The organism is Sorangium sp. KYC3313 (assembly GCF_052075895.1).
Taxonomy (GTDB): Bacteria; Myxococcota_A; Polyangia; order Polyangiales; family Polyangiaceae; genus Sorangium; species Sorangium cellulosum_B.
The window spans coordinates 6,717,733-6,742,107 of the sequence record NZ_CP197255.1 but is presented as its reverse complement, the minus strand read 5'-3'; the positions used below and the strand labels follow the sequence as shown (position 1 = coordinate 6,742,107).

General features: G+C 71.8%; 21 protein-coding genes. 13 read left to right on the top strand and 8 right to left on the bottom strand.

Annotation, left to right across the window (positions count from 1 at the left end):
• Positions 1–285 precede the first annotated feature (285 nt).
• The gene (locus tag ACSRUE_RS26235; protein WP_441285973.1) at positions 286–939 is read right to left on the bottom strand and encodes a Vgb family protein; all 654 of its coding nucleotides are present in this window, start codon (positions 937–939) and stop codon (positions 286–288) included.
• A 36-nt stretch (positions 940–975) separates the two neighbouring features.
• Positions 976–2,289, bottom strand: a complete 1,314-nt coding sequence (locus tag ACSRUE_RS26230; protein ID WP_441285972.1) for a helix-turn-helix domain-containing protein — start codon at positions 2,287–2,289, stop codon at positions 976–978.
• A gap of 99 nt (positions 2,290–2,388) precedes the next feature.
• Here ACSRUE_RS26230 and ACSRUE_RS26225 point away from each other — a divergent pair, with 99 nt between their 5' ends.
• From ACSRUE_RS26225 to clpA, 6 genes are all read left to right on the top strand, one after another.
• Complete coding sequence (locus ACSRUE_RS26225) at positions 2,389–2,541, top strand: hypothetical protein (RefSeq protein ID WP_441285971.1); 153 nt, start codon at positions 2,389–2,391, stop codon at positions 2,539–2,541.
• Positions 2,538–3,320 carry a DUF899 domain-containing protein gene (locus ACSRUE_RS26220; protein ID WP_441285970.1) on the top strand — a complete coding sequence of 261 codons (783 nt, stop codon included), beginning with the start codon at positions 2,538–2,540 and terminating at the stop codon, positions 3,318–3,320. Before ACSRUE_RS26225 ends, ACSRUE_RS26220 begins: the two co-directional genes overlap by 4 nt.
• Positions 3,321–3,436: 116 nt before the next feature.
• Positions 3,437–3,748, top strand: a complete 312-nt coding sequence (locus tag ACSRUE_RS26215; protein ID WP_441285969.1) for a hypothetical protein — start codon at positions 3,437–3,439, stop codon at positions 3,746–3,748.
• A 282-nt stretch (positions 3,749–4,030) separates the two neighbouring features.
• On the top strand, positions 4,031–6,607 hold the full coding sequence (locus tag ACSRUE_RS26210; RefSeq protein ID WP_441285968.1) for a glycogen/starch/alpha-glucan phosphorylase: 2,577 nt from the start codon (positions 4,031–4,033) through the stop codon (positions 6,605–6,607).
• Positions 6,608–6,873: 266 nt separating this feature from the next.
• On the top strand, positions 6,874–7,197 hold the full coding sequence (gene clpS / locus ACSRUE_RS26205) for an ATP-dependent Clp protease adapter ClpS (protein WP_272093285.1): 324 nt from the start codon (positions 6,874–6,876) through the stop codon (positions 7,195–7,197).
• Positions 7,194–9,509, top strand: coding sequence for an ATP-dependent Clp protease ATP-binding subunit ClpA (gene clpA / locus ACSRUE_RS26200; protein ID WP_441285967.1), 2,316 nt, complete (start codon positions 7,194–7,196; stop codon positions 9,507–9,509). Before clpS ends, clpA begins: the two co-directional genes overlap by 4 nt.
• A 243-nt stretch (positions 9,510–9,752) precedes the next feature.
• Here the strand turns inward: clpA and apaG are convergent, their stop codons facing one another.
• Entirely contained in the window at positions 9,753–10,136 is a 384-nt protein-coding gene (apaG, locus tag ACSRUE_RS26195) for a Co2+/Mg2+ efflux protein ApaG (RefSeq protein WP_044965505.1), read from the bottom strand.
• Between the two features lie 222 nt (positions 10,137–10,358).
• Between apaG and ACSRUE_RS26190 the strand changes: the two genes are divergently transcribed.
• Positions 10,359–11,411: a rhomboid family intramembrane serine protease gene (locus tag ACSRUE_RS26190; RefSeq protein ID WP_441285966.1), complete on the top strand. Its 1,053-nt coding sequence runs from the start codon at positions 10,359–10,361 to the stop codon at positions 11,409–11,411.
• 63 nt (positions 11,412–11,474) lie between these two features.
• On the opposite strand, the gene ACSRUE_RS26185 is transcribed toward ACSRUE_RS26190, so the two are convergent.
• Positions 11,475–12,686, bottom strand: a complete 1,212-nt coding sequence (locus ACSRUE_RS26185; RefSeq protein WP_441285965.1) for a hypothetical protein — start codon at positions 12,684–12,686, stop codon at positions 11,475–11,477.
• 159 nt (positions 12,687–12,845) lie between these two features.
• Between ACSRUE_RS26185 and ACSRUE_RS26180 the strand changes: the two genes are divergently transcribed.
• Positions 12,846–13,466 carry a hypothetical protein gene (locus ACSRUE_RS26180; RefSeq protein WP_441285964.1) on the top strand — a complete coding sequence of 207 codons (621 nt, stop codon included), beginning with the start codon at positions 12,846–12,848 and terminating at the stop codon, positions 13,464–13,466.
• A 38-nt stretch (positions 13,467–13,504) separates the two neighbouring features.
• On the opposite strand, the gene ACSRUE_RS26175 is transcribed toward ACSRUE_RS26180, so the two are convergent.
• Positions 13,505–14,662, bottom strand: coding sequence for a 1-aminocyclopropane-1-carboxylate deaminase/D-cysteine desulfhydrase (locus ACSRUE_RS26175; RefSeq protein ID WP_441285963.1), 1,158 nt, complete (start codon positions 14,660–14,662; stop codon positions 13,505–13,507).
• 14 nt (positions 14,663–14,676) lie between these two features.
• Positions 14,677–15,651 carry a ferritin-like domain-containing protein gene (locus tag ACSRUE_RS26170; protein WP_441285962.1) on the bottom strand — a complete coding sequence of 325 codons (975 nt, stop codon included), beginning with the start codon at positions 15,649–15,651 and terminating at the stop codon, positions 14,677–14,679.
• 190 nt (positions 15,652–15,841) lie between these two features.
• Here ACSRUE_RS26170 and serC point away from each other — a divergent pair, with 190 nt between their 5' ends.
• Positions 15,842–16,927: a 3-phosphoserine/phosphohydroxythreonine transaminase gene (gene serC / locus ACSRUE_RS26165; RefSeq protein ID WP_441285961.1), complete on the top strand. Its 1,086-nt coding sequence runs from the start codon at positions 15,842–15,844 to the stop codon at positions 16,925–16,927.
• A 583-nt stretch (positions 16,928–17,510) separates the two neighbouring features.
• Positions 17,511–17,831, top strand: a complete 321-nt coding sequence (locus ACSRUE_RS26160; RefSeq protein ID WP_044965509.1) for a KGG domain-containing protein — start codon at positions 17,511–17,513, stop codon at positions 17,829–17,831.
• 255 nt (positions 17,832–18,086) lie between these two features.
• On the opposite strand, the gene ACSRUE_RS26155 is transcribed toward ACSRUE_RS26160, so the two are convergent.
• Complete coding sequence (locus tag ACSRUE_RS26155; RefSeq protein ID WP_441285960.1) at positions 18,087–19,031, bottom strand: fatty acid desaturase family protein; 945 nt, start codon at positions 19,029–19,031, stop codon at positions 18,087–18,089.
• A gap of 419 nt (positions 19,032–19,450) precedes the next feature.
• Here ACSRUE_RS26155 and ACSRUE_RS26150 point away from each other — a divergent pair, with 419 nt between their 5' ends.
• Positions 19,451–20,503, top strand: a complete 1,053-nt coding sequence (locus ACSRUE_RS26150; RefSeq protein ID WP_437766913.1) for an agmatinase family protein — start codon at positions 19,451–19,453, stop codon at positions 20,501–20,503.
• A gap of 9 nt (positions 20,504–20,512) precedes the next feature.
• On the opposite strand, the gene ACSRUE_RS26145 is transcribed toward ACSRUE_RS26150, so the two are convergent.
• A complete protein-coding gene (locus ACSRUE_RS26145) occupies positions 20,513–21,805 on the bottom strand; it encodes a M18 family aminopeptidase (protein ID WP_441293132.1) in 1,293 nt (430 codons plus the stop codon).
• 287 nt (positions 21,806–22,092) lie between these two features.
• Between ACSRUE_RS26145 and ACSRUE_RS26140 the strand changes: the two genes are divergently transcribed.
• Positions 22,093–23,229, top strand: coding sequence for a quinone-dependent dihydroorotate dehydrogenase (locus ACSRUE_RS26140; protein WP_437766912.1), 1,137 nt, complete (start codon positions 22,093–22,095; stop codon positions 23,227–23,229).
• Positions 23,219–24,367, top strand: a complete 1,149-nt coding sequence (locus ACSRUE_RS26135; protein WP_441285959.1) for a GNAT family N-acetyltransferase — start codon at positions 23,219–23,221, stop codon at positions 24,365–24,367. Before ACSRUE_RS26140 ends, ACSRUE_RS26135 begins: the two co-directional genes overlap by 11 nt.
• The last annotated feature ends 8 nt before the right edge of the window (positions 24,368–24,375 follow it).

Below are 24,375 nucleotides of genomic sequence, written 5' to 3'. Positions count from 1 at the left end.
CGCGGCGCCTTCTTTGACTTTGCTCTCGGCGGGGCCGCCGTGCCCCGGGCGGGCGACTCGCGGCGCCCGATGTCGTCGCATTCTCGAACCGCCTCTCCTGAGGGCATTGTATCGACGCAGAAATCCGCGCGCACCTTGCGCGCCTTCACATTCCCGAAGGTTTCGGTTTTGATCATCGCCGCGCGCAGCGGCCCTGCCGTTTCCGATCGGCGCGGTGCCACTCACGCTGTAAGTTTGTCTCGAACCCCTGGCCCACCGCAGCCGGCAGGTCGAACCCAGGGTGAATCAGACCGCTTTTCGCGGCTTCTTCACCGCGCGGAGCCTGCCTGTCGCCGGGTCGCCGCACCACAGGCGGCCGCTCGCGTCCGCCTCGACGCCGGAGAGGCGCACGCTCTCCGGCAGCGCGAGCCGGTCCAGGACGTCGCCGCTCCGGGAATCGACGCGGCGGAGCTCCGACGGCGCGCCCTCCGCCTCGCACATCACGCCGTGCCATAGATCGCCGTCGGTCCACGTGACGCCGGTGACGAGCCGATCGGAGACGAGCGTGCGGAGGACGGCCCCGCGCTCGGGATCGATCTTGAGGATCTTCCGCTCGCGGTAGATGCCCGCATAGAGCGCGCCGTCGGCCCACGCGAGCCCGCTCACGGGCGTCGCGTCGAAGCCCGGCACCTCGCCGACCGCGGCCCCGCTCGCGGGATCGATCTTCCGGATCCTGCCGCCCCCGACGACCCACAGGTGGCGCCCGTCGAACGCCACCCCGGCGCTCGCGGGCGCCTTCAGGCGACGCAGCACGCGGCCGCTCTCGGGCTCGGCCGACATGAGGTCTCCGCGATCGCCGTGCGCGAACCACACCGCCTGTCCGTCGAACGCGACCCCGTGAATCGACTCCACCCCTTCGAACGTGCGCTCCGCGATGATCTCGGCCTGCCGGGCTTTCACGGTCCGCTCCTTCCTCGCCCCGCACTCAACGCGCACTCAACCAGGGAGCGCGAGCCCGAGGAGCAACATTTGTGACGCGATCGACAGCGCCGCTCTGGGCCTCGCGTAGCGCCGCGAGGGGCCGCTGCCGGTGACCTCGACCGCGCGCGCGAGCGAGAGCTCCGCGAGCGCGCGCTGCACCGTGCGCGCGCTCTTGCCGAGCGCGGCGCCGATGGCCGAGGCGCTCCACGCGGCGCCGTCCGAGAGGAGCGCGCGGATGGCGCCCGCGTCGCCCGGCTCGAGCGGCGCGAGGACGACCACCTCCGCGCCCGCGCCGAGCTCCCAGCGGTACGCGTTCCCGAGCGCGCGCACGACCCCGACGCCGCCGAGCTCGGCGCGCAGGCGCCCCACCTCGACGCGCAGCCGCCGCCGGTGGGACTCGTTGACCGCGCGGACGCCGAACGCCGCGCGCGCGAGGTCGTCGCTCGCGATCGCCGCCGGGTGAGCGCGCGCGAGCGCCTCGAGCAGGGCGAACAGGACCGGCCGGCGCGCGAGGTCGGCCCGCACCTCGCCGCCGTCGAGCACGCGGCGGCGGAGCGCGTCCACGACGACCCGCCCCGCGGGCGCGGCGACCAGGGCCTCGACGTCGGCGAGGCGCGCGGGCTCGTCGCGGCCGCCCTGGACGAGGCGCGCCACGGGCTCGTCGTGCGCGCGGAGGAAGCGCTCGGCCTCGGCGCTGAGCAGCGGATGTCCGCTCGCCCGCGCCCACGCCGCGGCCTGCTCGGCCGCGCGCCGCGCCGAGGACGCGCGCACGAGCCGCGCGTGCACCTCGGCGCGCACGAGCGCCAGCGCGGCCCTGGTGAACACCGGCGCGTCGCTCGTGACGGTGGCCTCGGCGGCCGCGAGCGCCCGCTCCGCCTCGGCGACGCGGCCTTCGAGGAGCGCGGCCCGCGCCGCGCCCAGGCGAGCCCACGCCGCGTTCGTGAGATCGCCCGCGCGCTCGAGGGCGTCCCCCGCCTCGACGAGCCCCTGCCACGCCTCGCCGATGTCCCGCTGCGCGAGCGCGATCTCCGCGAGGGCCGCGCTCGCGCGCGCCCGGGCGCGCTCGGCGCCCGCCGCCGCGAACGCCCGCGCGGCGCGGCCGAGCGCGGCCTTCGCCTCCGGATAGGCGCCCATCTGCGCGAGCGCGATCCCGCGGAGCGCGAGCGCGTGTGGACCGCCGAAGGGGCCGACCACCTTCAGCGCGTCGAGCGCGTCGCCCGCCGCGAGCGAGCGGGCCGCCAGCGCGCCGAGCTCGGCGGGGACCTCGGCCGTCGCATCCATCGCGGCAGCGTCGCACGCCCGGCAGCGCGCGCCAACGGATCGCGACATCGATGTTGCTGTCGCGGCCAGAGGCGCCGTGGTCATTTCCACGGGTCAGCGGCCGGCGCGGCGAGGCGCCGCGCGCGCCGCCCACAGGAGGAGATCCCCATGTGCCCTGCGTGCCTCGCGTCCATCGGATGGGTCCTCGCCCAGGCGGCCTCCGCCGGGGCCGTGACCGCGATCGCCGTCAAGAAGCTCCGGAACCGGAACCAGAGCAGGAGCGCCATCGGCGCCCCCGCGTCGAAGGGAGAGCGCCGATGAGCCGCGCCACGATCGTTTCAAGGGAAGAGTGGCTGGCGGCGCGCCTCGCGCTGCTGGAGAGAGAGAAAGAGCACGACCGGCGGCGCGACGCGCTGAGCGCCGCGCGCCGCGAGCTGCCGTGGGTGAGGGTCGACAAGGCCTATGTGTTCGACGCCCCTTCAGGCAAGCTGACGCTGCGCGAGCTCTTCGGCGAGCGCCGGCAGCTCCTCGTTTATCATTTCATGTTCGCGCCGAGCTGGGACGAGGGCTGCAAGAGCTGCTCGTACGTGGCCGACAACATCCAGGGTGGCCACGTCCACCTGGCCGCCCGCGACACGGCGTACTGCGCCGTCTCCCGCGCGCCGCTCGCCAAGCTCGAGGCGTTCAAGGCGCGAATGGGCTGGACGTTCCCGTGGGTCTCCTCGGGCGAGACGGACTTCAACTATGATCATCACGTCTCGTTCCGTGAGGAGGAGCGCGCTCGAGGAGATATGGAGTACAACTTCAAGAAGGCGAGCTCCCCCTTCCCCGAGGCCCCTGGGCTGAGCGTCTTCGCCCGCGAAGGCGACGAGGTCTTCCACACCTACTCGACCTACGCGCGCGGGCTCGACGTCCTGATCGGCACCTACAACTACCTGGATCTCACGCCCCTGGGGCGGGACGAGGCCGCGCTCCCTTACACGATGGCGTGGGTCCGCCATCACGACAGGTACCCCACGACGTCAGGCACCTCGCGAAGCGAGGCGGCTGGGGAAGGCGGCTCGTGTGGGTGCGCCGCTCCGGCGCGCGGACCCGGGTGACCCGGGCTCCTCACGGATTCCGCGCAGATCACGCGCGCCGCCCGCAGCGCGCGGAGCCCGGCCCCGGTTTGTTGGCCGAGCCGACCGCGTCGACGGACACTGGCGAGACCGTCGCGATGAAGAAGTGGAGCTTCCTGGCCCTGGGGCGCAGCTACGAGATCATGGACTATGGCCCCAGGTTCGGGATCGAGGTCACGCGGGACGGCTACACGGTGTGGACCGGCTACCGTGACGGGGCGCGGCTCGTGACGGACACGAGCACCCTGCCGGCGCGGGAGCTCGTGGCGCTCCGCGAGGAGCTCGTCCTGCGGGCGAGCTCCTGGAGCGCCGCCCCGGCGGCTGGCGCGGGTGTGCGCCGCCGGCCGCAGCGGGCGGTCGAGCAGCTCGATCTGCTCGGGGCGCCGCTGCTCGGCGGCTGCCCGCGCTGAGGCGAGCGCGTCCGGCTTCACCGCCGGAGCGGGTCGACGCACATGGCCGCCCGCGTCAGCGAGCGTGAGCCCGCCGCCGCGCCCCGCCCGCCGTCGACCATCCCGCCGCTCGCCCGCCGCGCCGGCTGACGGCGCTCGCCCCGCACCAGGTCGCCGGGCTGGATTCCGTTACTACAATAATTTAGCCCGGGGACCCTCGACAACCCCCGCCCACACGGAACCTCATCCGAGCACGTCGCGCAGCCAACCAGAGCGGGCCGGATCCGTCTAAAGTGCGCCGCCATGGCCAACCCGATCGACGCCGATCCCAACCGTCAGAGAGAAACCCCCGCCCAGAGAGACGGCAACGCCCAGCAGCGCGACACCCCCGCCGCATTTTTCCGCGGCAACCCGGCGCCGGACGCCCGCACCGGCATGCACCCGATCGCGTTGCGCCGTGCCTTCGCCGATCACCTGCACTACTCGCGCGCCCGGGAGTCCATGTCCGCCACGCCGTTCGACCGGTACGTCGCCATCGCCCTCTCGGCGCGCGACCGCCTCGTCGACCGGTGGACGAAGACGCAGCACACCTACTACGAGCAGGACGTCAAGCGCGGCTACTACCTCTCCGCGGAGTTCCTCCTCGGCCGGGCGCTCGTCGCCAACCTGCAGGCGCTCGATATCTACGACAGCTTCAAGACCGTGCTCGGCGAGCTCGGCTTCGACCTCGATGAGCTCGTCGAGCAAGAGCCCGACGCCGGGCTCGGCAACGGCGGCCTCGGGCGGCTCGCCGCCTGCTTCCTCGACTCCATGGCCACGATCGGCCTGCCCACCTACGGGTACGGCATCCGGTACGAGTTCGGCATCTTCGAGCAGGTCATCCGCGACGGCTACCAGGTCGAGCGCGCCGACGAGTGGCTCCGCTTCGGCAACCCCTGGGAGGTCGAGCGCCCCGAGCACGCCGTCCCGGTCTCGTTCGGCGGCTACACCGAGCGCGTCCCCGACAAGCGCGGCGGCTTCCGCGTGGTCTGGCGACCGTCCGAGCAGGTCATCGGCGTCCCGTTCGACACGCCCATCGCGGGCTACCAGTCGAACACCGTCAACACCCTCCGCCTCTGGTCGGCCCGCGCGGGCGAGGAGTTCGACTTCGAGCTCTTCAACGCCGGCGACTACGTGCACGCCGTCCACGAGAAGAACCAGTCGGAGGTCATCTCCAAGGTCCTCTACCCGAACGACAACTTCGACAAGGGCAAGGAGCTGCGCCTCCGGCAGGAGTACTTCTTCGTCGCCTGCTCCATCGCCGACATCGTGAACCGCTACAACCGCGTCCACCCGGACTTCTCGCGCTTCGCCGAGAAGAACGCGATCCAGCTGAACGACACCCACCCCGCCATCGCGATCGCCGAGCTGATGCGCGTCCTCATCGACGACCACCTGCTCGCCTGGGAAGACGCGTGGAAGCAGACGGTCGGGGCCTTCGGGTACACGAACCACACCCTGCTGCCCGAGGCGCTCGAGCGCTGGCCCGTCGCGCTCTTCGAGCGGCTCCTGCCGCGGCACCTCGAGATCATCTACGAGATCAACCGGCGGTTCTTGCGCGAGGTCATGGACGCCCACCCGCAGGACCAGGACCGCGTGGCGAGGATGTCCCTCATCGAGGAAGGCCACGAGCGCCACGTGCGCATGGCCCACCTCGCGGTCGTCGGCTCGCACTCGGTGAACGGCGTGGCCAAGCTCCACTCCGAGCTCGTCAAGCGCGACCTGCTCCGCGACTTCTACGACCTCTGGCCGGAGCGGTTCAACAACAAGACGAACGGCGTCACGTTCAGGCGGTGGCTGCTCGCCTGCAACCCCGCGCTCGCCGCGCTCGTCACCGAGAAGGTCGGCCCGAAGTGGGTGACGGAGTTCGAGCGGCTGCGCGAGCTCGAGCGCCACCTCGACGACCCGGAGTTCATCGAGCGGATCGCCGCGGTGAAGCGCGCGAACAAGGTGGCGCTCGCGAAGGTCATCGCGCACGAGCTCGACATCAACGTCGACCCCTCCTCGATCTTCGACGTCCAGATCAAGCGCCTCCACGAGTACAAGCGCCAGCTGCTCAACGCGCTCCACATCGTCGCGCTCTACCTGCGCCAGAAGCGCGGCGAGCAGATCATGCCGCGGACCTTCATCTTCGGCGCCAAGGCGGCGCCCGGCTACCGGCAGGCGAAGCTCATCATCAAGTTCATCCACGCCGTCGCCTACGTGGTGAACGGCGACCGGCGCCACACCGGGCTCCGGGTCGCGTTCATGCCGAACTACCGCGTCTCGCTGGCCGAGCGCATCATCCCCGCCGCCGACGTCTCCGAGCAGATCTCGACCGCGGGCATGGAGGCGTCGGGCACCGGGAACATGAAGCTCGCGCTGAACGGCGCGCTCACCGTCGGCACGCTCGACGGCGCGAACATCGAGATCCGCGACGCGGTGGGCCCGGAGAACTTCTTCCTGTTCGGGCTGACCGCCGACGAGGTCATCGCCCGCCGCGGCGAGCACTTCGAGGGGCGCACCGCCGTGGCCGCCGACCCGGAGCTCCGCGAGGTGATCGAGCTCATCTCGTCGGGCTTCTTCTCCCCGGAGTACCGCGAGCTCTTCCAGCCCCTGCTCGACCGGCTCCTCGGCCGGGACGAGTACATGATGCTCGCCGACTTCAAGGCCTACTCCACCTGTCAGCGCGAGGTGGAGGCGGCGTACGCCGACCGGCAGAGCTGGCTGCGCAAGTCCGCGCTCAACATCGCGCGCGTGGGCGAGTTCTCCTCGGACCGCACCGTGCGCGAGTACGCGCGCGACATCTGGGGCCTCACGCCCGTCGAGATCGACCTCGGCACAGCCATGTCGCTCGTGTGACCACGCCGGCGCGCCGTCCGCCGCGGGCCGCTCGCGCGCCCGCGGCGGGGCGGCGTGGCCCCGCCAGCAGCCGGACCAGGCCGGCGCCCGCGAACGAACCCAGCAGCACCCTCGGCCCGGTTCCATGAGCCGAGCGCCACGGCGGACGGAAAATCCAGGCCCGCGCGTGGCGAAGGGCGCCGCGGCGGAGCATGCTTCCGGGGCACGAGCCAGCTTCGTCGACCGCTCGCCGGGGCGGGGCTCTTGCTATCCTTCCCGACGGATTTATGCCGAACGATCCTGAGGAAAGAGAAGACAAGCAGGGCGACCTCGCGACCGAGCGCGAACGGAAGGTCGAGAAGGCCCGCCGCTACAAGGTCGTGTTCCACAACGACGACTACACGACGATGGAGTTCGTCGTGCTCGTCCTCATGAAGTTCTTCCACCGCACCGAGACGGAGGCCACGCACATCATGCTGAGCGTGCACCATCGCGGCCACGGGGTCGCCGGCGTGTACACGAAGGATGTCGCCGAGACCAAGGTCGCCCAAGTCCAGGACTTCGCCAAGGAGCACGCGATGCCCCTTCGGTTGACCGCCGAGCCGGAATGACCATGCGCATCAGCCCCGAAGTTGAGATCGCCTTTTCGCTCGCCACCCGGGAGGCCTCGCGCCGCCGGCACGAGTTCGTGACCATCGAGCACCTGCTCTACGCGCTGCTCTTCGACGAGGAGACGGCCGAGGTCCTCCGGCACGCGGGGGGCGACACCCCGCTGCTCAAGAAGAAGCTCGAGCGCTTCCTCGACGAGGAGATCGAGGTGTTGCCGGAGGACGCGGACACGAGCCCGACGCTCTCGCTCGGGTTCCAGCGCGTGGTCGGCCGCGCCGCGATGCACGTGCAGTCCTCGGGCAAGAAGGAGCTCAAGGGGGCGAACGTGCTGGTGGCGATGTTCGCCGAGCGCGACTGCCCGGCGGTGACGCTCCTCGGCGAGCAGGGCATCAGCCGCTTCGACGTCGTGAACTACATCTCGCACGGCATCTCGAAGACGGGCCAGGACGACGGCCTCCGGGAGGAGCCGCCGGAGGAGGGCGGCGAGCCCGGCGCCGCGCAGCCGGTCAAGGATCCGCTCGCGGCGTTCACGACGAACCTCAACAAGGAGGCGGCCGAGGGCCGCATCGACCCGCTGGTCGGCCGCGAGAACGAGGTCGCCCGCACGATCCAGGTGCTCGCGCGGCGGCGCAAGAACAACCCCCTGCTCATCGGCGACGCCGGGGTCGGCAAGACGGCGATCGTGGAGGGGCTCGCGCAGCGGATCGAGAAGAAGGACGTGCCCGCGCCGCTCAAGGACGCGACCGTCTACGCGCTCGACATGGGCGCGCTCCTCGCCGGCACGAAGTACCGCGGCGACTTCGAGAACCGCCTCAAGGCGGTGCTGCGCGCGCTCGAGAAGCAGGCGGGCTCGGTCCTCTTCATCGACGAGATCCACACGATCATCGGCGCCGGCGCCGCGAGCGGCGGGACGATGGACGCGTCGAACCTGCTCAAGCCCGCGCTGGCCTCGGGCCGCCTGCGCTGCATCGGCGCGACGACGTTCCAGGAGTACCGCGGCCACCTCGAGCGCGACAGCGCGCTCGCGCGGCGGTTCCAGCGCATCGAGGTGCCGGAGCCCTCGGTCGACGACACGACGCAGATCCTGAAGGGCCTGCAGAAGCGCTACGAGGAGTTCCACAAGATCACGTACACGGCCGAGGCGATCGAGGCCGCGGCCAAGCTGGCGGCGCGGTACCTGCAAGATCGCCGGCTGCCCGACAAGGCGATCGATCTGCTCGACGAGGCAGGCGCGGCGGCGCGCCTCCGCCACGGCGACGGGTACACGGTCGAGGCGGCGGACATCGAGCTCGTCGTCGCGAAGATGGCGCAGATCCCGCCGCGCCAGGTGTCGACGTCGGACAAGGCGCAGCTCAAGGATCTCGAGCAGTCGCTGCGCTCGGTGATCTTCGGGCAGGACGAGGCGGTGAAGCAGCTCGCGTCGGCGATCAAGCTGTCGCGCGCGGGGCTGCGCGCGCCGGAGAAGCCGATCGGCTCGTTCCTGTTCTCGGGGCCGACGGGCGTCGGGAAGACGGAGCTCGCGAAGCAGCTCGCCAAGGCGCTCGGCATCGGGTTCCTGCGGTTCGACATGAGCGAGTACCAGGAGCGCCACACCGTCTCCCGGCTCATCGGCGCGCCGCCCGGCTACGTCGGCTTCGACCGCGGCGGCCTGCTCACGGAGACGGCGGCGAAGACGCCGCACGCGGTGCTGCTGCTCGACGAGATCGAGAAGGCGCACCCGGACGTGTTCCAGGTCCTGCTCCAGGTGATGGACCACGGCACGCTGACCGACAACAACGGCAAGAAGAGCGACTTCCGCCACATGGTGCTGATCATGACGAGCAACGTGGGCGCGCGGGAGCTCGCGCAGGCGCGCGTCGGCTTCGGCGAGCGAGGGACGGCGGGCGACGACGACAAGGCCTACAAGAACACGTTCAGCCCGGAGTTCAGGAACCGGCTGGACGCGCGCATCATGTTCCGGGCGCTGGATCCGTCGGTGATGGGCAGCATCGTGGACAAGTTCGTCGGCGAGCTCGCGGCGATGCTGGCGGATCGGTCGGTGACGGTCGAGGTGACGGACCGGGCGCGGGCGGAGCTCGCGACGCGAGGGTACGATCCGGCGAACGGGGCGCGGCCGCTCGGGCGCGTCATCGAGAACGACATCAAGCGGCGTCTCGGGGACGAGCTGCTCTTCGGGGCCCTCGAGAACGGGGGCAACGTCGCCGTCGACTTCGAAGGCGGGGAGTTCACGTTCACGTTCTCGGCGGCGAGCGCGGGGGAGCCGGAGAAGGCGAAGGCGAACGGGGCGGCGGTCGAGCCGGAGGCCGTCGGCTAGGACGGCAGCGACGGAGCCAGCGAGGAGGGGGGTGCCCGTGCGCGCGGGCGGCGGGGGCCCCTCCCACGAACTCGCGCCTTTTGGGAGGCGATTGCCGTGGGTGCGGGAGTGGCGGGTCGGGAGCGATAGGCTGCGATGCGGGCCGGCGCTCGGGTTCGTGGGGCCCTACCCCGCCGCCCGCGCGCACGGGCCCCCCCCTCCTCGCTGGCTGTTCCAAGGGGGTGGGGGGGATGGGGGGCGGCGTCAGTTCAGGGAGTGCGGCATCGCCAGGGTGAACGACGCGATCTCGGCGTCGAAGACGCGGCCGTCGGGGCGGTGCATCTGGTAGGTGCCGCGCATCGTGCCGCGCGGGGTCTCGAGCACACAGCCGCTCGTGTACTCGAAGTGCTCGCCAGGCTTGAGCGAGGGCTGCTGGCCGACGACGCCAGGGCCACGCACCTCCTCCACCTTCCCGCTGCCGTGCGTGATGATCCAGTGCCGCGTCCTCAGCTGGGCGGGCTCGGTGCCTTCGTTCGCGATCCGCACGGTGTAAGCAAAGACGTAGCGGTGCTCCGTCGGGGATGACTGCGTGGGGACGTAGACCGTCGAGACGGTGACCCGGATGCCCTGCGTGATGGCCGTCGACACAACCACGCACTGCCACCGCTGCGGCGCGCGCACAAGGGCCCGGCCGCGCAGCGCGCGCACAGAGCCGGCAACCGGCAAGGAGCGCCGCGGCTCGGCGTGGAGCGCCGCGGCTCGGCGTGACGACGAAGACGGCCAGGCTCCCGGAGGCCCGGCGTTGACAGCTTCCGGGCTCATCCGCACGTTTCGATGAACCTTGGGTCGACGAACCGTGGAGGACCCGCCGTGGGCGAACAGAACCGTATCTGTGTTCGAGATGCAGCTGGCGAGCCGTTCGTCCCGATCGCGATCCTGCCGCCGGCGCGCGGCGAGAGGGCGGCGATGATCCAGAACGGCGAACCCACCTCCGGAGAGGCGGAAAATCACGGCCTCGGGCTCACAGCCATCGGCCCCGTCATGCCGGAGCGCAAGATCCGCGAGTGGGCCCTCGTGCTCCAGTCGAGCGAGCTTTGGCACGCCGTGCGGTACACGCCGGCGGGCTGGGTGCTCCTCGTGCGCGACGAGGACTACGCCCTCGCCGCGGGCTCGATCGATCGGTACGAAGCGGAGAACCGCAACTGGCCCCCGATCCGCCCGCGCGAGCGGCTGCGCCACCCTCCGTCCATGGTCGCGGGCGTCGCGTTCGCCGCGCTCGCCCTCTTCTTCTTCCTCGTCACCGGGCCCGCGAGCGGCGGCGGGCGCTGGTTCCAGCGCGGCACCTCCGTCGCCAACCTCGTCGTGGGACCGGAGCCGTGGCGCGCCATCACCGCGCTCACGCTGCACGCCGACTCGGCCCACGTGCTCGGCAACGTCATCTCCGGGACGGTCTTCGCGTCCGCCGTGCAGCGCCGCCTCGGGCCGGGCGGCGCCGCGCTCGCCGTGGTCGCCTCGGGCGCGATCGGGAACTTCGCGAACGCGCTCTGGCACCAGAGCATGGGCCAGCACCACGCCTCGATCGGCGCCTCCACCGCGGTGTTCGGCGCGATCGGGCTGCTCGCCGCCACGCAGCTGATGCTCGACCGCGCGCACGACAAGGAGAGCGGCGAGAAGCGCCACCTCCTCCACCTCGCCGCGCCGCTCGTCGGAGGCCTCGCCCTCCTCGGCGCCCTCGGCGCGAGCCCACGCTCCGACCTGGGCGCGCACGCCTTCGGGTTGCTCAGCGGCGCCGCGATCGGGGTCGTCGCCGGCCTGTCGCTGCGCAACCGGCCCGCGCCGCGGCGCCCCGTCGTCCAGGTCGCGCTGGGCGCGACCGCGGCGGCGCTCGTCCTCGGCGCGTGGCAGATCGCGCTCATCGCCTGAGCGCACGACCGCGGCGGCGCTCGTCCTCGGCGCGCGGCGCGCGCTCATCGCCTGAGCGCTACCTCAGTCGACAGGCCAGATCCCCACGGTGCCGCCGACCCAGGTCAGGTCGCGGTTGTGATCGACGCCGAGCATCCTCCCGCGCGAGAGCCGCACCAGGTTGAGGACGAGCGAGAGCTCGGGCTCGTCCGGCGCGCGCAGGAACATCATCCGCACCTCGGCCTTCACCCCGTTCCCGTCGGGCATCACGAGCGCCGGCTCGTACGCGACCTTCTCCTGGAGCAGCCAGCCCGATCGCTCCCCCTCCGGGATCGCGGCGATGTCCTCGGGCGTGACATCCACCTTCACCCCGGAGCCCGCGAAGGAGAACAGCGGCTTGAGCACGCAGCGCTCGAGATCCAGCGGCGCGCCGTCCAGCGCGCTCAGCGTCCACGTTCGCGGCAGCGCGGGGTGATCGATGTAGGGCAGCGTGTACTTCGACCAGGTCCAGTACCAGTTCGGGTGCGAGCACCACGTGACGTCGAGCGGCTCGCCGTACCGGAACGGGAGCTCGACCCGCTTCGACTCGAGCTCGTCGAACACGACGCGGTTGTACAGCCGGCGGACCTGGACGAGCCGCCCGCCGACGCGGCGGAACAGCCGGTCCCCCTCCCGGACGAGCGCCGTCGGGCAGACGGCGTCGACGCCGACGAGGAGCTTCGTCGCCACGAAGTCGGGGTACGTCTTCTGCTTCTCCGGCGCGAGGTCGAGCAGGACCACCGACTCTTCGGGCTCTCCCGCGAGGATCGCGCGGCGAAGCTGCGCGATGACGTCGGCGGAGCTCCGGCCCCCGAAGCAGCACGACCAGCGACGGTCGAGCCCCGGCATCCCGGCGAGCACCTCGGCCATGACCTCGACCTGGACGAGCATGAGCGCGTAGAGCGACGGGAACGCCTGCAGCTCGACCACCTTGCCCGTGAGCTCGCCGTCCGGGCCGCGCACGATCGCGAAGTCGACCTGCGCGCAGTTGGGGAGCGGATCCATGCCCGGGACGTCGAGGTGCGCAGGGATGGCGCACTTCATCCGCGCGATGAGCGCCGGGCTCGAGATCTGTCGCACGATCTCCGTCGCGGAGCGCTCGAGGTCGTCGCGCAGCCTGTGGGGCAGGAACAGCGGCGTCTCGGCGACGCGGAACGGGATCGCGCACCCGAGCCGCCGCTCGAGCCGGCCGAGGTAGTCCGCGTAGGTCGACGGCCCGAAGGCAGCGTTGAACGCGCGCCGGAAGGTGGGGTCCATGGTTTTGTATTTTGGTGGTATCACGGCAACGCGCGCGGCTGAACGGCCCGCCGGGCGCCTCCGGCAAGAGCGCGCCGGGGGGTCCCCGCGATCCGATCCGGCTTGAGGCCGCGGGCACGGCGACTACAGTCGCCGCGAACCCCGCCGAGGCCTCCCACGATGATCAAGCTCCGCTCCGCCATGGTTTTGCCGCTCGTCGCCGCGCTCGCCGCGGCGTGCTCGAAGACCCCCGAGCCGACAGCCACATCCGCGCCCGAGGCGCCCGCGACCAGCAAGCCTGCCGAGGCGGCGCCCGCTCCGAAGCCGGCGCCGGCCAGCGGCCAGCAGGCGGGCGGCGCGCTCGCGTGGGACGCCCCGGCGAGCTTCGAGAGCGCGCCGAACCCCAACTCGATGCGCAAGGCCACGTACAAGATCAAGCGCGCCGCCGGTGACGCCGAGGACGCCGAGCTCAGCGTGAGCCAGGCGGGCGGCAGCGTGGACGCGAACATCACGCGCTGGGCCGGCCAGTTCTCCCAGAAGAGCGACGATTCCCCCAAGCGCACCGACCTCAAGGCCGGCGATCTCAAGGTCACCATCGTCGAGGTGAAGGGGACGTTCGCCGGCTCCGGGATGCCCGGCATGCCCGCGTCGGATCCGAAGCCGAACTACGCCCTCCTCGGCGCGATCGTCGAGACGCCCTCCGGCGATCCCTGGTTCTTCAAGATGACGGGCCCCGAGAAGACGGTCACCGGGGCGCGCGCCGACTTCGACAAGCTCGTGAACAGCCTGCGCGTGAAGTGACGCCACAGCGCGGCGCGTCGACCACGCGCCGCGCCCTCTCAGTACGCGATCTCCCCGTCGAAGAACCGCGCGAACGCCGGCGGGAGCGCCGCAGCGCCGCCCTCCGCGAGCGGCGGTCGCGCGCTCGAGAGCGTCTGCCAGAGGAGGATCGTCTCCCGCGGGCGCTCCTGCGCGATCCCGCGCAGCGCGGCGAGCGCCTTGGCGCTGTACGTGACCTCCCCCGGCACGCCGATCAGCCGCTCCACCTCGGGGATGGCGGCGACGGACGCGGGGGTCGGCATGCCGTAGCCGGGGCCGATCGCGCGGTGATCGATCTCGAAGCGGACCGGCGGGAGCCGACGCCGGGTGAAGCGCGGCGCGCGCCGGGCGAGCAGGCGCTTCATGCTGCCGATCTCGTACCGGACGACGGCGCGGTTCGACGCGATGCGCTCGGTGATGCGAACACCGACGATCGTGGTCGGCCAGCCGAGCACCGCGGCGCCCAGCGTGAGCCCCGCCAGCGTGCCGCCCGTCCCCGAGGGGACGACGATGCGATCGGGCCGGGGGACCTCGCCGCGCCGGACCTGCTCCGCGAGCTCGAACATCGCGTCGACGTAGCCGAGGCACGGGAGGGCGGACGAGGCGCCTGGCAGGATGAAATACGGCCGGTCGGCCCGCCGCAGCGCCCGGATCGCCCGGACCGCGGTGGTCGCGTACCCGCCGCCATGGACGAGCTCGGCGCCGCTGGCCGCGTCGGCGAGGAGCGCGCCGCGGCCGAACCGGGTGATCGGCTGATCGAACAGGACCGCGGTGACGGCGAAGCCGAGCGCGCGGCCGAAGAGGGCCGTGGCGGTGACCTGCGTCGACGCCAGCCCGCCGACGGTGACGAGCGTCCTCGCGCCGCGCCGCTCGGCGTCGGCGAGCAGGAACTCGAAGCGACGCACCTTGTTGCCGCCGTAGAGCGGCGAGATCAGATCGTCGCGCTTCACCCAGACGCCGCCGCGCCCGAGGTACCCCTCGATCGCGGCGCACGGGACGACCGGCGTCGGCGCGTGCGCGAGGGGGCGCCACGGGACCCGCCCCGAGAGCTCGGGCAGCTCGGCGAAGAGCGGCAGCTCCCGCGACGCGGGCAACGCGGCGGAGCGCGCCCCCGGAGGCCCCGCCGCGCCGGCCGCCCCGGCGCGGGTGGCTCGCCCCTCGTCCTCGCCGTCAGCCACGCTCCACCTCGCGTTCAGGCGCGCGCCGCCGCGCCGTGCCCCGCCTGCGTGCCGCCCGGGCCCGTCTGCTGATCGGCGTCGCCGGGGTCGTCTTCCGCGCCAGCTTCCGCGCCAGCGCCGAGGCGGCCGCCGCGCGCGAGCAGGGGATCGCTCAGGTACGTGTCCGTCAGCCGCTTCGGCCCTGCGACGCCGAGCAGCCGGAGCGGGAAGAGCAGCACCGAGAGCACCCACGAAGCGAGGCCGAGCGCGAGCTTGCCCCCGTACGCCTCCGCCACCAGCGCGAGCTTGCGGCCGGCCGACATCGACGAGATCGGCGCCTCGGTCAGGCCGATCCGCATGAGCCGGAGCTCCGCGATCCGCACCGTGTGGCGCACCAGATCGGGCAGGCGCTTGAGCGCCGGATGGTCCATCGGCAGGCGCTTCTTCATGAACGCCTCGAGCCGCGACACGCCCCAGAGCGACACCAGCGCGAGGCCGAGCAGCCGCCTCCGGAGCGCCGGCCTGCCCGCGATGGCCTTCCTCGTCTGCTGCTCGCCGAAGTCGACGTGCCGCTCTTCCTGCCGCACGCCGCGCTTCAGGATGGCGACGATCTCCGGCTCATCCACGGTCTCGATCATCGCGTAGAAGGCCTGGAGGACGAGGCCCTCGCCGAGGGCCATCTCGAGGGCGACGTGCTCGGCCCAGTCCCCGCCCATCAGCCCGGTCGCGAGGAAGCGCACGCTCCAGGCGGCCTTGTCCGGCGGCGCGCCCAGGATCTCGAGGATGCGGAGGAAGTTGCCGACGTGCTGGAACTCCTCGACGGCCTGGCGCGCGAGGAAGCGCGCGGACTCCAGGTCGGGGGCGTTGTAGAGCCAGTGCCCAATCTGGACGCCGGTGATCTCCCCGTAGAGGAACTGCTGCACGGCCCAGACGATCACGTCCTTGTCCCTGACGGGATCGAGCCTGGCGCCCTGGAAATCGAACGCCATCTCTTCGCGGGTCACCAGCATCACTCGCCCTCCGGGGCGGTGAATTTAGCTTAGATCGCGGCCGCCGGCAGGTCCGAGGCGAAGGGCGCGGCGCGATCCGCGCCGCGGCGGCGCTCCTGCTCGGCCCGTCCGGCGGAGGCGGCGCCCCCCGTGGTATACGGCCGACACGGCGGTATCAGGAACCGCCGACTTGAACCTCAGGAGAAGCACCATGGCGCGTGTCCACAACTTCAACGCCGGCCCTGCCGGGCTCCCCCTCCCCGCCCTCGAGCGCGCACAGCGCGAGCTCCTCGATTTCGAGGGGACGGGCATGTCGATCATGGAGCACAGCCACCGCGGCAAGGCGTTCGGGGCGGTGCACAACGAGGCGATCTCGCTGCTCCGGCAGCTGCTCGGCCTGTCGGACGACTACCACGTGCTGTTCATGCAGGGCGGCGCGGCCATGCAGTTCGCGGTCGCGCCGATGAACCTCCTGCCGCCCGGCAGGAGCGCCGACTACATCCTGACCGGCGGCTGGTCGGAGAAGGCCCTGGAGGAGGCGAAGCGCGTCGGGACGGTGCGCGTGGCCGGGAGCACCGCCGTCGACAAGCGGTACACCCGCATCCCCCACCAGGGAGAGCTCTCGCTCGATCCGAACGCCGCCTACGTCCACATGACGACGAACAACACGCTGTTCGGCACGCAGTGGCACTGGCTGCCCGACACGGGCGACGTGCCGCTCGTCGCGGATATGTCGTCCGACATCCTGTGGCGGAAGATGGATATCTCCAGGTTTGCCCTGGTTTACGCCGGCGCCCAGAAGAACATCGGACCGAGCGGGATCACGGTCGTGCTCGCCCGCAAGGATCTCGTTGACAGCGCGCGAAAAGACATTCCCGTCATTTTCCGTTATGCCACTTACGCTGCCAACAACTCGCTCTACAACACACCTCCGACATTCGCAATCTACCTCATGCGCAACGTGCTCGCGTATACGCTTGAGATCGGTGGGCTCGAAGAGGTCGAGCGACGGAATCGCAAGAAGGGTGAGCTGCTGTACGAAACCATCGACGCGCACCCGGACGTCTTCCGGGCGCCGGTCGAGAAGGAGAGCCGCTCGTTCATGAACGTGGTGTTCCGGCTGGCCAGCGAGGAGATGGAAAAACGCTTCGTCGCCGAAGCCGCAAAGGAGGGTATGGTGGGGCTCGCCGGACACAGGTCGACCGGGGGTATCCGGGTTTCGATCTACAACGCAGTACCCGTTGCATCGGTGGAGCGCCTCACGGCGTTCATGCGGGATTTCGCCAAGAGGGCTTGACTCGCGGCGGGAGCACGACGTTCTCGGCATTTCCAGGTTCGCCGCTGTTTCCAAAACACGCTCGGCGAACCTCCCCCTAATTCGTCGCGTCCCAACCTTCAGCCCGCTTGACGTTGTTCCGCCCGGCACAACAGGCCTTCGCGGAAAGGGTCTGTCGGCCTTTCCGCAGCTGGGAAGGAGGCGGCGAACACCGCTCCCCGACCAGCGCCGGAAGGGGACGGCGAACGCCGCTCCCCGACCAGCGCCGGAAGGGGACGGCGAACGCCGCTCCCCGACCAACACCGGAAGGGGACGGCGAACGCCGCTCCCCGACCAACACCGGAAGAGAACGGCCATCGCCGGTCTCGACCGGCCCAGGAGGGGACGGGGGGAACGCCGTCCTTTACCGGCTCGCAGGCCCCGTTCGGAGACCTGAATCGAGCGAGCCAACCGTAAGGAGAGGATGATGGCGAGCATGGATGATCGTATGATTTCCAGGAGTGAGGAGGGCCAGGAGGAGAGAGGGGCCTCGCCGAGCGAACCCCCGCCTTCGTCGGCGTCGCAGCGGGCTGCCAACGAGCGGCAGCAGCGTGGCTTCGCCGCCATGGACGAGGACCGGCAGCGCAAGATCGCCAGCAAGGGCGGGAAGGCAGCCCACGAGAAGGGGACGGCGCACGAGTTCACGCGCGACGAGGCCCGCGCCGCCGGCAAGAAGGGCGGCGAGGTCGTCAGCCAGAACCGCAAGCACATGGCCGAGATCGGTCGGCGTGGCGGCGAGCGCGTGAGCCAGGACCGGGCCCACATGGCCGAGATCGGCCGCAAAGGCGGCGAGGCCGTGAGCGGCGATCGCCAGCACATGGCCGAGATCGGCCGTCGTGGTGGCGAGTCGCGGGGAGACCAGCCGCGGGAGAATCAGCCGCGCTGACCGGGGGACGCGCAGGGCCCGGCGCCGGCGGCGCCGGGCCAGCCCCCTATCCCCTCGCGACGGCCACGACCCTGGCCTCCCGGTCGTCGCCGCGAGGTGCCTCTCGGAGGTCTCCAGGCGCCACAGGACCGCGCGCGCCGCGCCGGCGTGGCCCCGCCCCCCCCAGCACATCTCGGCCAGGCGCCCGGCGCGCCGCCCCAGGAGGGCGGCGTTGAGCCTCAGCGCGGGCAGGAGCCGGCGGTCAGCCGGGCGCGATCAGCCGGGCGCGATCGCGCCCAGCGAGACGTCGCTGGGCGTCTCCTTCGGGCCAGGGATCCATTCCTCGTCGGGCTCCTCCGGCGGGAGCACGACCGGGGCGCCGTCGTAGCGCAGGCGCTTGCCAGGCCAGACGAAGCTGCGGAAGAGGTAGGCGAGGAGCGACGGCTGGTCGAGGCCCGGGTGGATGAAGGGCGCCACGCGCCTCGCGTGCGCGGCCGGCAGGAGGCTCCAGTGGAGGCCGGGCTCCATGTGATGGATGGAGTGGAAGCCGTTGTTGTACGTCCACCAGTTGACCAGCCGGCCGACGAAGTTGCGCGAGTGGTTGTACTCGCTGTCCTCGTCGCAGCCGTCGTGCTGGAGGTAGTTCATGGTCACGATCCCCCACGCGGCGTACTGGTGCGGGATCAGGACGTAGAGGAGGAACTTCTGCCAGTCGAGCGCGAGCAGGGCCCCCATCGCGCCGAGGAACACCGCCGACTCGAGGAGCATCTGACGGAACCACGGCGGGTTCCGCCGGTACATCGCCTTGAAGTAGCGCATGTCGGCGGGCAGGATGTCCCGCACCACGCGGCTCATGAAAAAGAGGCCGTTCAGCAGGTTCCACCGATAGCGCACCTTCGTCGTCCGCATCACGTCACGCCGGGACTGCGTGTACTTGTGATGGCTGAGGTTGTGGCCCGGGACGTAGGCGCTGACGGGGTGCCCGTAGGTGAGCGTGAGCGCGATCTGGAACGCGCGGTTCATCCATCGCCGCCGGAACACGGGGCAATGGACCGCGTTGTGGGTCGCGACCGCTCCGAGGAACGAGAACACGCACGTCGTGGCGAGGAGCGGAATCGCGAGCCATAGCGCGCGCGGCGCGTAGGCCCATTGCACCGCCACGAGCACGAAATACGTCGCGACGAAGAGGAGTGTCTTGATATCGGCGCGGTACCGGAGCATGGCTGTTCTTCGCGGCTACTACCAGGACCACGCGCCGAACCGACCGGCAGCGCCGAGCAGCGCTGACCGGCCCGGACGGGCGCAGCGGCCCATCTTCTCCGCGCTCTTCCTAGCGCATTTCGTCGCAGCTGGAAGCCCGAAGTTGCATTCCGACGAGCGCTCCGCGCCATCCCCACCCGACATCCGTGTTTCACGCCGATGTCTCGCGCGCGGTGCGGGTGCGATCGTCTCTACGCACCGCGCGCCGGTGTGCAGGCGTGGGAGCCGCTCCGCCGGTGTGCCGGTGAGGAAGCCGCTCCGCCGGTGCTCGGCGGCGCGTGCGGCGGAGCGCTCCGGCGCGCTCCGGCGCGCTCCGGCGTACGCTGGGCCGGAGGCGGCTCGCGCTTGACGACCTGGTCGCGAACCGCCAACGTGGCCGCGTGAGCTCATCCCCTCTCGGCTTCGATCCGAACGGTCCCGCCATCGGAAACGGGATTTACGGGCTGCCACACACTGCCGAGGACGCCCGGGTGGTCCTCGTCCCGGTGCCGTGGGAGCCGACGGTGTCCTACCGCCGCGGCGCCGCCAAGGGCCCGGGGGCGATCCTGCGGGCCAGCCGGCAGGTCGACCTCTTCGACCTGCACACGGGCAGACCGTACGAGCAGGGCATCGCGATGCTCGACGTCGATCCGGACATCGTGCGCTGGAACGCGGAGGCGTGCGCCGCGGCCGAGCCGGTGATCGCGGCGCACGGGGAGGTCGCTGGCGACCGCGACCTGGAGGCGCGCCTCGCGGCGGTCAACGCGCTGTCCCGCCGGCTGAACGAGCGTGTCACGGAGATCGCCATGCGCTGGATGGAGCGGGGCAAGCTCGTCGGCGTCATCGGCGGTGATCACTCCGCCCCCTACGGCGCGATCGCGGCGCACGCCGCGCGTTACCCGGGAATGGGGATCCTGCACATCGACGCGCACGCCGATCTCCGCAACGCGTACGAGGGATTCACCGACTCCCACGCTTCGATCATGCACAACGTCGCGACGAACCACCCGAAGATCCCGCGGATCGTCCAGGTCGGGCTGCGCGACATGAGCGAAGACGAGCTCCGGTTCATCCGCGAGTCGAACGGGCGCATCGTCGCCCACATCGACGCCTCGATCGCCGATCGGCTCTTCGAGGGGGAGCCGTTCCACCTGATCGCCGACTCGATCGTGGAGGATCTCCCCGACGACGTCTATGTGAGCTTCGACATCGACGGCCTCGATCCGACGCTGTGTCCGAGCACCGGCACGCCTGTCCCCGGCGGGCTGACGTTCCAGCAAGCCGTCGCCCTGATCGGCCGCATCCAGAAGAGCGGCCGGCGCATCGTCGGCTTCGACCTGAACGAGGTCGCGCCCAAGGACGACGCCGACGACTGGGACGGCAACGTCGGCGCCCGCCTCCTGTACAAGCTCATCGGCTTCACCCTCCTCTCCCACGACACGCGCACCCGCTAGGCGCAGCGGTCAGGCGAGGGCGCGGCGGTAGGTTTCTATCGCGAGGTGGACGTCGAGCGTGCCGGCCATCTCGCGGCAGGAGTGCATGCTGAGCATCGGCGCGCCGACGTCGGCCGTGGCGATCCCGAGCGCGGCCGCCGTGATCGGGCCGATCGTGCTGCCGCAAGGGAGATCGCTGCGCACGACGAAGCGCTGGGGGGCGTAGCCCACGTCGTGACAGAGCGCCTCGAGCGCGGCGGCCGTCGCGCCGTCCGTGGCGTAGGACTGGTTCACGTTCGACTTGATCACGAGCCCGCGGTTGATCTGCGGGGCGTGGCGCGGCTCGTGCTGATCGGCGTAGTTCGGGTGCACCGCGTGGGCCATGTCCGCCGAGACGAGCAGCGACCCGGCCATCGCGCGGGCGAACGCCTGCGGCTCGCGCCCCGGGTAGACGTCGACGATCCGCGCGAGCACGTCGCGGAGCACGCTCCCCGCCGCCCCCACGGCGCTCCGGCTGCCGCACTCCTCGTGGTCGTAGAGCGCGATGACCCGCGTCGCCGCGGAAGGAGCGGCGCCGATCAGCGCGGCCGTCGCGGCGTGGCAGCTCGCGAGGTTGTCCAGGCGGGACGCGAAGATGAACTCGTCGGAGAGGCCGCCGAGCGACGCCTTGAGCGTGTCGTACAGGCAGAGATCGAAGCCGAGGATGGCGTCGCGCGGCGCGTCGACAGCGCGCGCGAGCAGGGCGCCGAGATCGGCCTCCCTTCCGAGGCCGATCACGGGGACGAGGTGCTTCTGCGCGTTCAGCACGAGCCCCTCGGAGTTGACCCCGCGGTTCAGGTGGATCGCGAGGTTCGGGACGCGGGCGACCGGGCGGCCCAGGTCGACGAGGAGGCGCTCGATCCGCCCGTCCCTGCGCACGTGGACGCGGCCGGCCACGCTGAGATCGCGGTCGAGCCAGGTCGAGTACAGGACGCCGCCGTAGACCTCGACCCCGAGCTGCTGGTAGCCGCTCCGCGAGAGCTCGGCGCTCGGCTTCACCCGAAGGTTCGGCGAGTCGGTGTGCGCGCCGATCACGCGAAAGCCGCCGAGCGCCGGGTGCTCGGCCCCGGCCACGAACGCGACGATCGTCGACCCGCCCCGGATGACGAAGCGGCGATCGCCCGGAGCGACGGCCCACGCGTCGCGCTCCCCGAGCTCCGAGAAGCCGGCCGCCACGAGCCGCGAGGCGACCTCGCGCACGGCGTGGAACGGCGTCGGCGAGCGATCGATGAAGGCGCAGAGGTCGCGGGCGGCCGCGACGCCGCGCTCGCGCAGCGCCGCCATCTCGTCCGCGCTCCTCGCGAAGCGCTCGCCAAGGTCGGTCAGTGGCCTGGGATCGCCTGTGCGATCGAGGATCTCGGGGGACGTCATGGAGGGCGCGGAGTCTAGCAGAGCCGCCGAGCCTCGCCTTGCGCGCCGGCGCGCGCCTCCGAGCGCGCGGAAGCGCGCGCCCGCCAACGCCGCGATGGCGGCCCACGCGGCCGGTGCGCCATGGTATCCGCCACCACCGCGCCGCTCGCAGGACCTCCTCCGACGCCGCGCGCCGCAACCCGCAACGGAGACGCGCCCCGATGTACCGCCTCGTCCGACCGCTCCTCTTCGCGCTGCCGCCCAGCCTTGCGCACGAGCTCGGCATGCTCGCGCTCGCCCCGCTCGAGCACGCAGCGCCGCTCCGCGCCCTCGTGCACGCCCGCCTCGCGCCCCGGGACGGGCGCATCGCCGTGCGCACCATGGGGCTCGACTTCCCTTCCCCGCTCGGCGTGGCGGGCGGCTTCGACAAGGACGCCCGCAGGGCCCGCGCGCTCGCCGCCCTCGGGTTCGGCTTCGTCGAGCTCGGCACCGTCACGGCGCAGCCCCAGGCCGCGAACCCGCCGCCGAACCTCTTCCGGCTGCCGGCCGACCGGGCGCTCATCAACCGGCTCGGGTTCCCGAACCAGGGCGCGGCCCGCGTCACGGAGCGGCTCCTCGACCGCGGCGGCGCGGCGGCCGTGGGCGTGCCGGTGGGCATCTCGATCGGCAAGTCCAGGGTCGCGCCGCTCGATCCCATCGAGCCCGCGATCGACGACTACCTCGCGAGCTTCCGGGAGGCGCGGCGCGCGGCCGACTTCGTCGTGATCAACGTGTCGTCGCCGAACACGAAGGACCTCCGCGCGATGCAGGGGCCGGCGATCGCGCGGGCGCTGCTCTCCGCGATCGCGCGGGAGAACCGCGCCGCCAGGGCGCCGCTGCCGCTGCTCATCAAGGTCGCCCCGGACCTCGGCGACGAGGAGCTCGAGGCGCTGCTCGCCGTGGTCGAGGAGGTCGGCCTCGCCGGCGTCATCGCGACCAACACGACCGTGCGGCGCGACGGGCTCGCGACGAGCCCGGCGGCCGTCGAGGCGATGGGCGCGGGCGGGCTGAGCGGCCCGCCCCTCCGGCAGCGCTCGCTCGCGATGGTGCGGCGCATCCGCGCGCGCCTCGGGAGCGACGTCACGGTGATCGGCGCCGGGGGCATCGAGTCGGCGGAGCACGCGATGGACCAGCTCCAGGCGGGCGCCGACCTCGTGCAGCTCTACACGGGCTTCATCTACGGCGGCCCCCTCCTCCCCGCCGCGATCGCGCGCGGGCTGTCGGACCTCGTGGCCCGCTCCGGCGCGCGCTCGATCCAGGACCTCGTGAGCCGGCCAGGCGGCGCGACGCGCGCTGCTAGGATCGGCCATGGAGCTTGAAGCGCACGTCCACGACACCATCCGCGACATCCCGGAGAGCGAGTGGGACGCGCTCGACGGGGTGAGCGAGGCGCCGTTCCTCACCTGGGCGTGGTTCGACGCGCTCGAGCGGACGGGGTGCGTGGGCGAGGCGGCGGGCTGGCTGCCCCACCACATCACGCTCCGGGCCGAGGGGGCGCTGCTCGCCGCGGCGCCCGCCTACCTCAAGGACAACAGCGAGGGAGAGTTCGTCTTCGATCACGGCTGGGCCTCTGCGTCCCACCAGATCGGCGCGCCCTACTACCCGAAGCTCGTCGTCGCGGTGCCGTTCACCCCCGCGACGACGCCGCGGCTGCTCGTGCGGCGGCCGGAGGACCGCCCGGCGCTGCTGCCCGTCCTCGCCGAGACGCTCCGCAAGCTGGTCGCGCGGAGCCGCATCTCGAGCGCCCACGTCCTGTTCCCGACAGAGGAAGAGGCCGCCGCCCTCTCCGACGCCGCCATGGCGCACCGCTGCGGCGTCCAGTTCCAGTTCGAGAACGAGGGGTATCGGACGCTCGACGACTTCCTCGCCCGCTTCAACGCGAAGCGGCGGCACCAGATCCGGCGCGAGATGCGCGAGTCCACGAGGCAGGGGCTGTCGATCGACACGCTGCGCGGCGCGGAGATCACGCCGGAGATCGTCGATGCCATGTTCGGCTTCTACGTCTCCACCGTGGAGAAGTTCGCCTGGGGCCGGCAGTACCTGAACCGCGCCTTCTTCGAGGAGATCGCGGCCCGGCTGCGCGGCGGCGGGGCCCAGGGAGGCGTCGAGATCGTCCTCGCGCGGGAAGGCAAACGCCCCATCGCGGGCGCGCTCAACCTCGCCGGCCCCACGACGCTCTATGGCCGCTACTGGGGCGCCTCGGAGGAGCGCCCCTTCCTGCATTTCAACGTCTGCTATTATCACCCGGTCGAGGACTGCATCGCCCGGGGACTGCGCCGCTTCGAGCCGGGCGCGGGAGGGTCGCACAAGCTCGTTCGCGGCTTCGCACCGAGCGTCACCCACAGCGCGCACCACATCGCGCATCCACGCCTGGACGCCGCGGTGCGCGAGTTCCTCGCGCGCGAGCGCGCGGCCGTCCGCGCGAAGACGGCGGACAGGAGCGTGGCATTCCGCTGAGCGCCTCC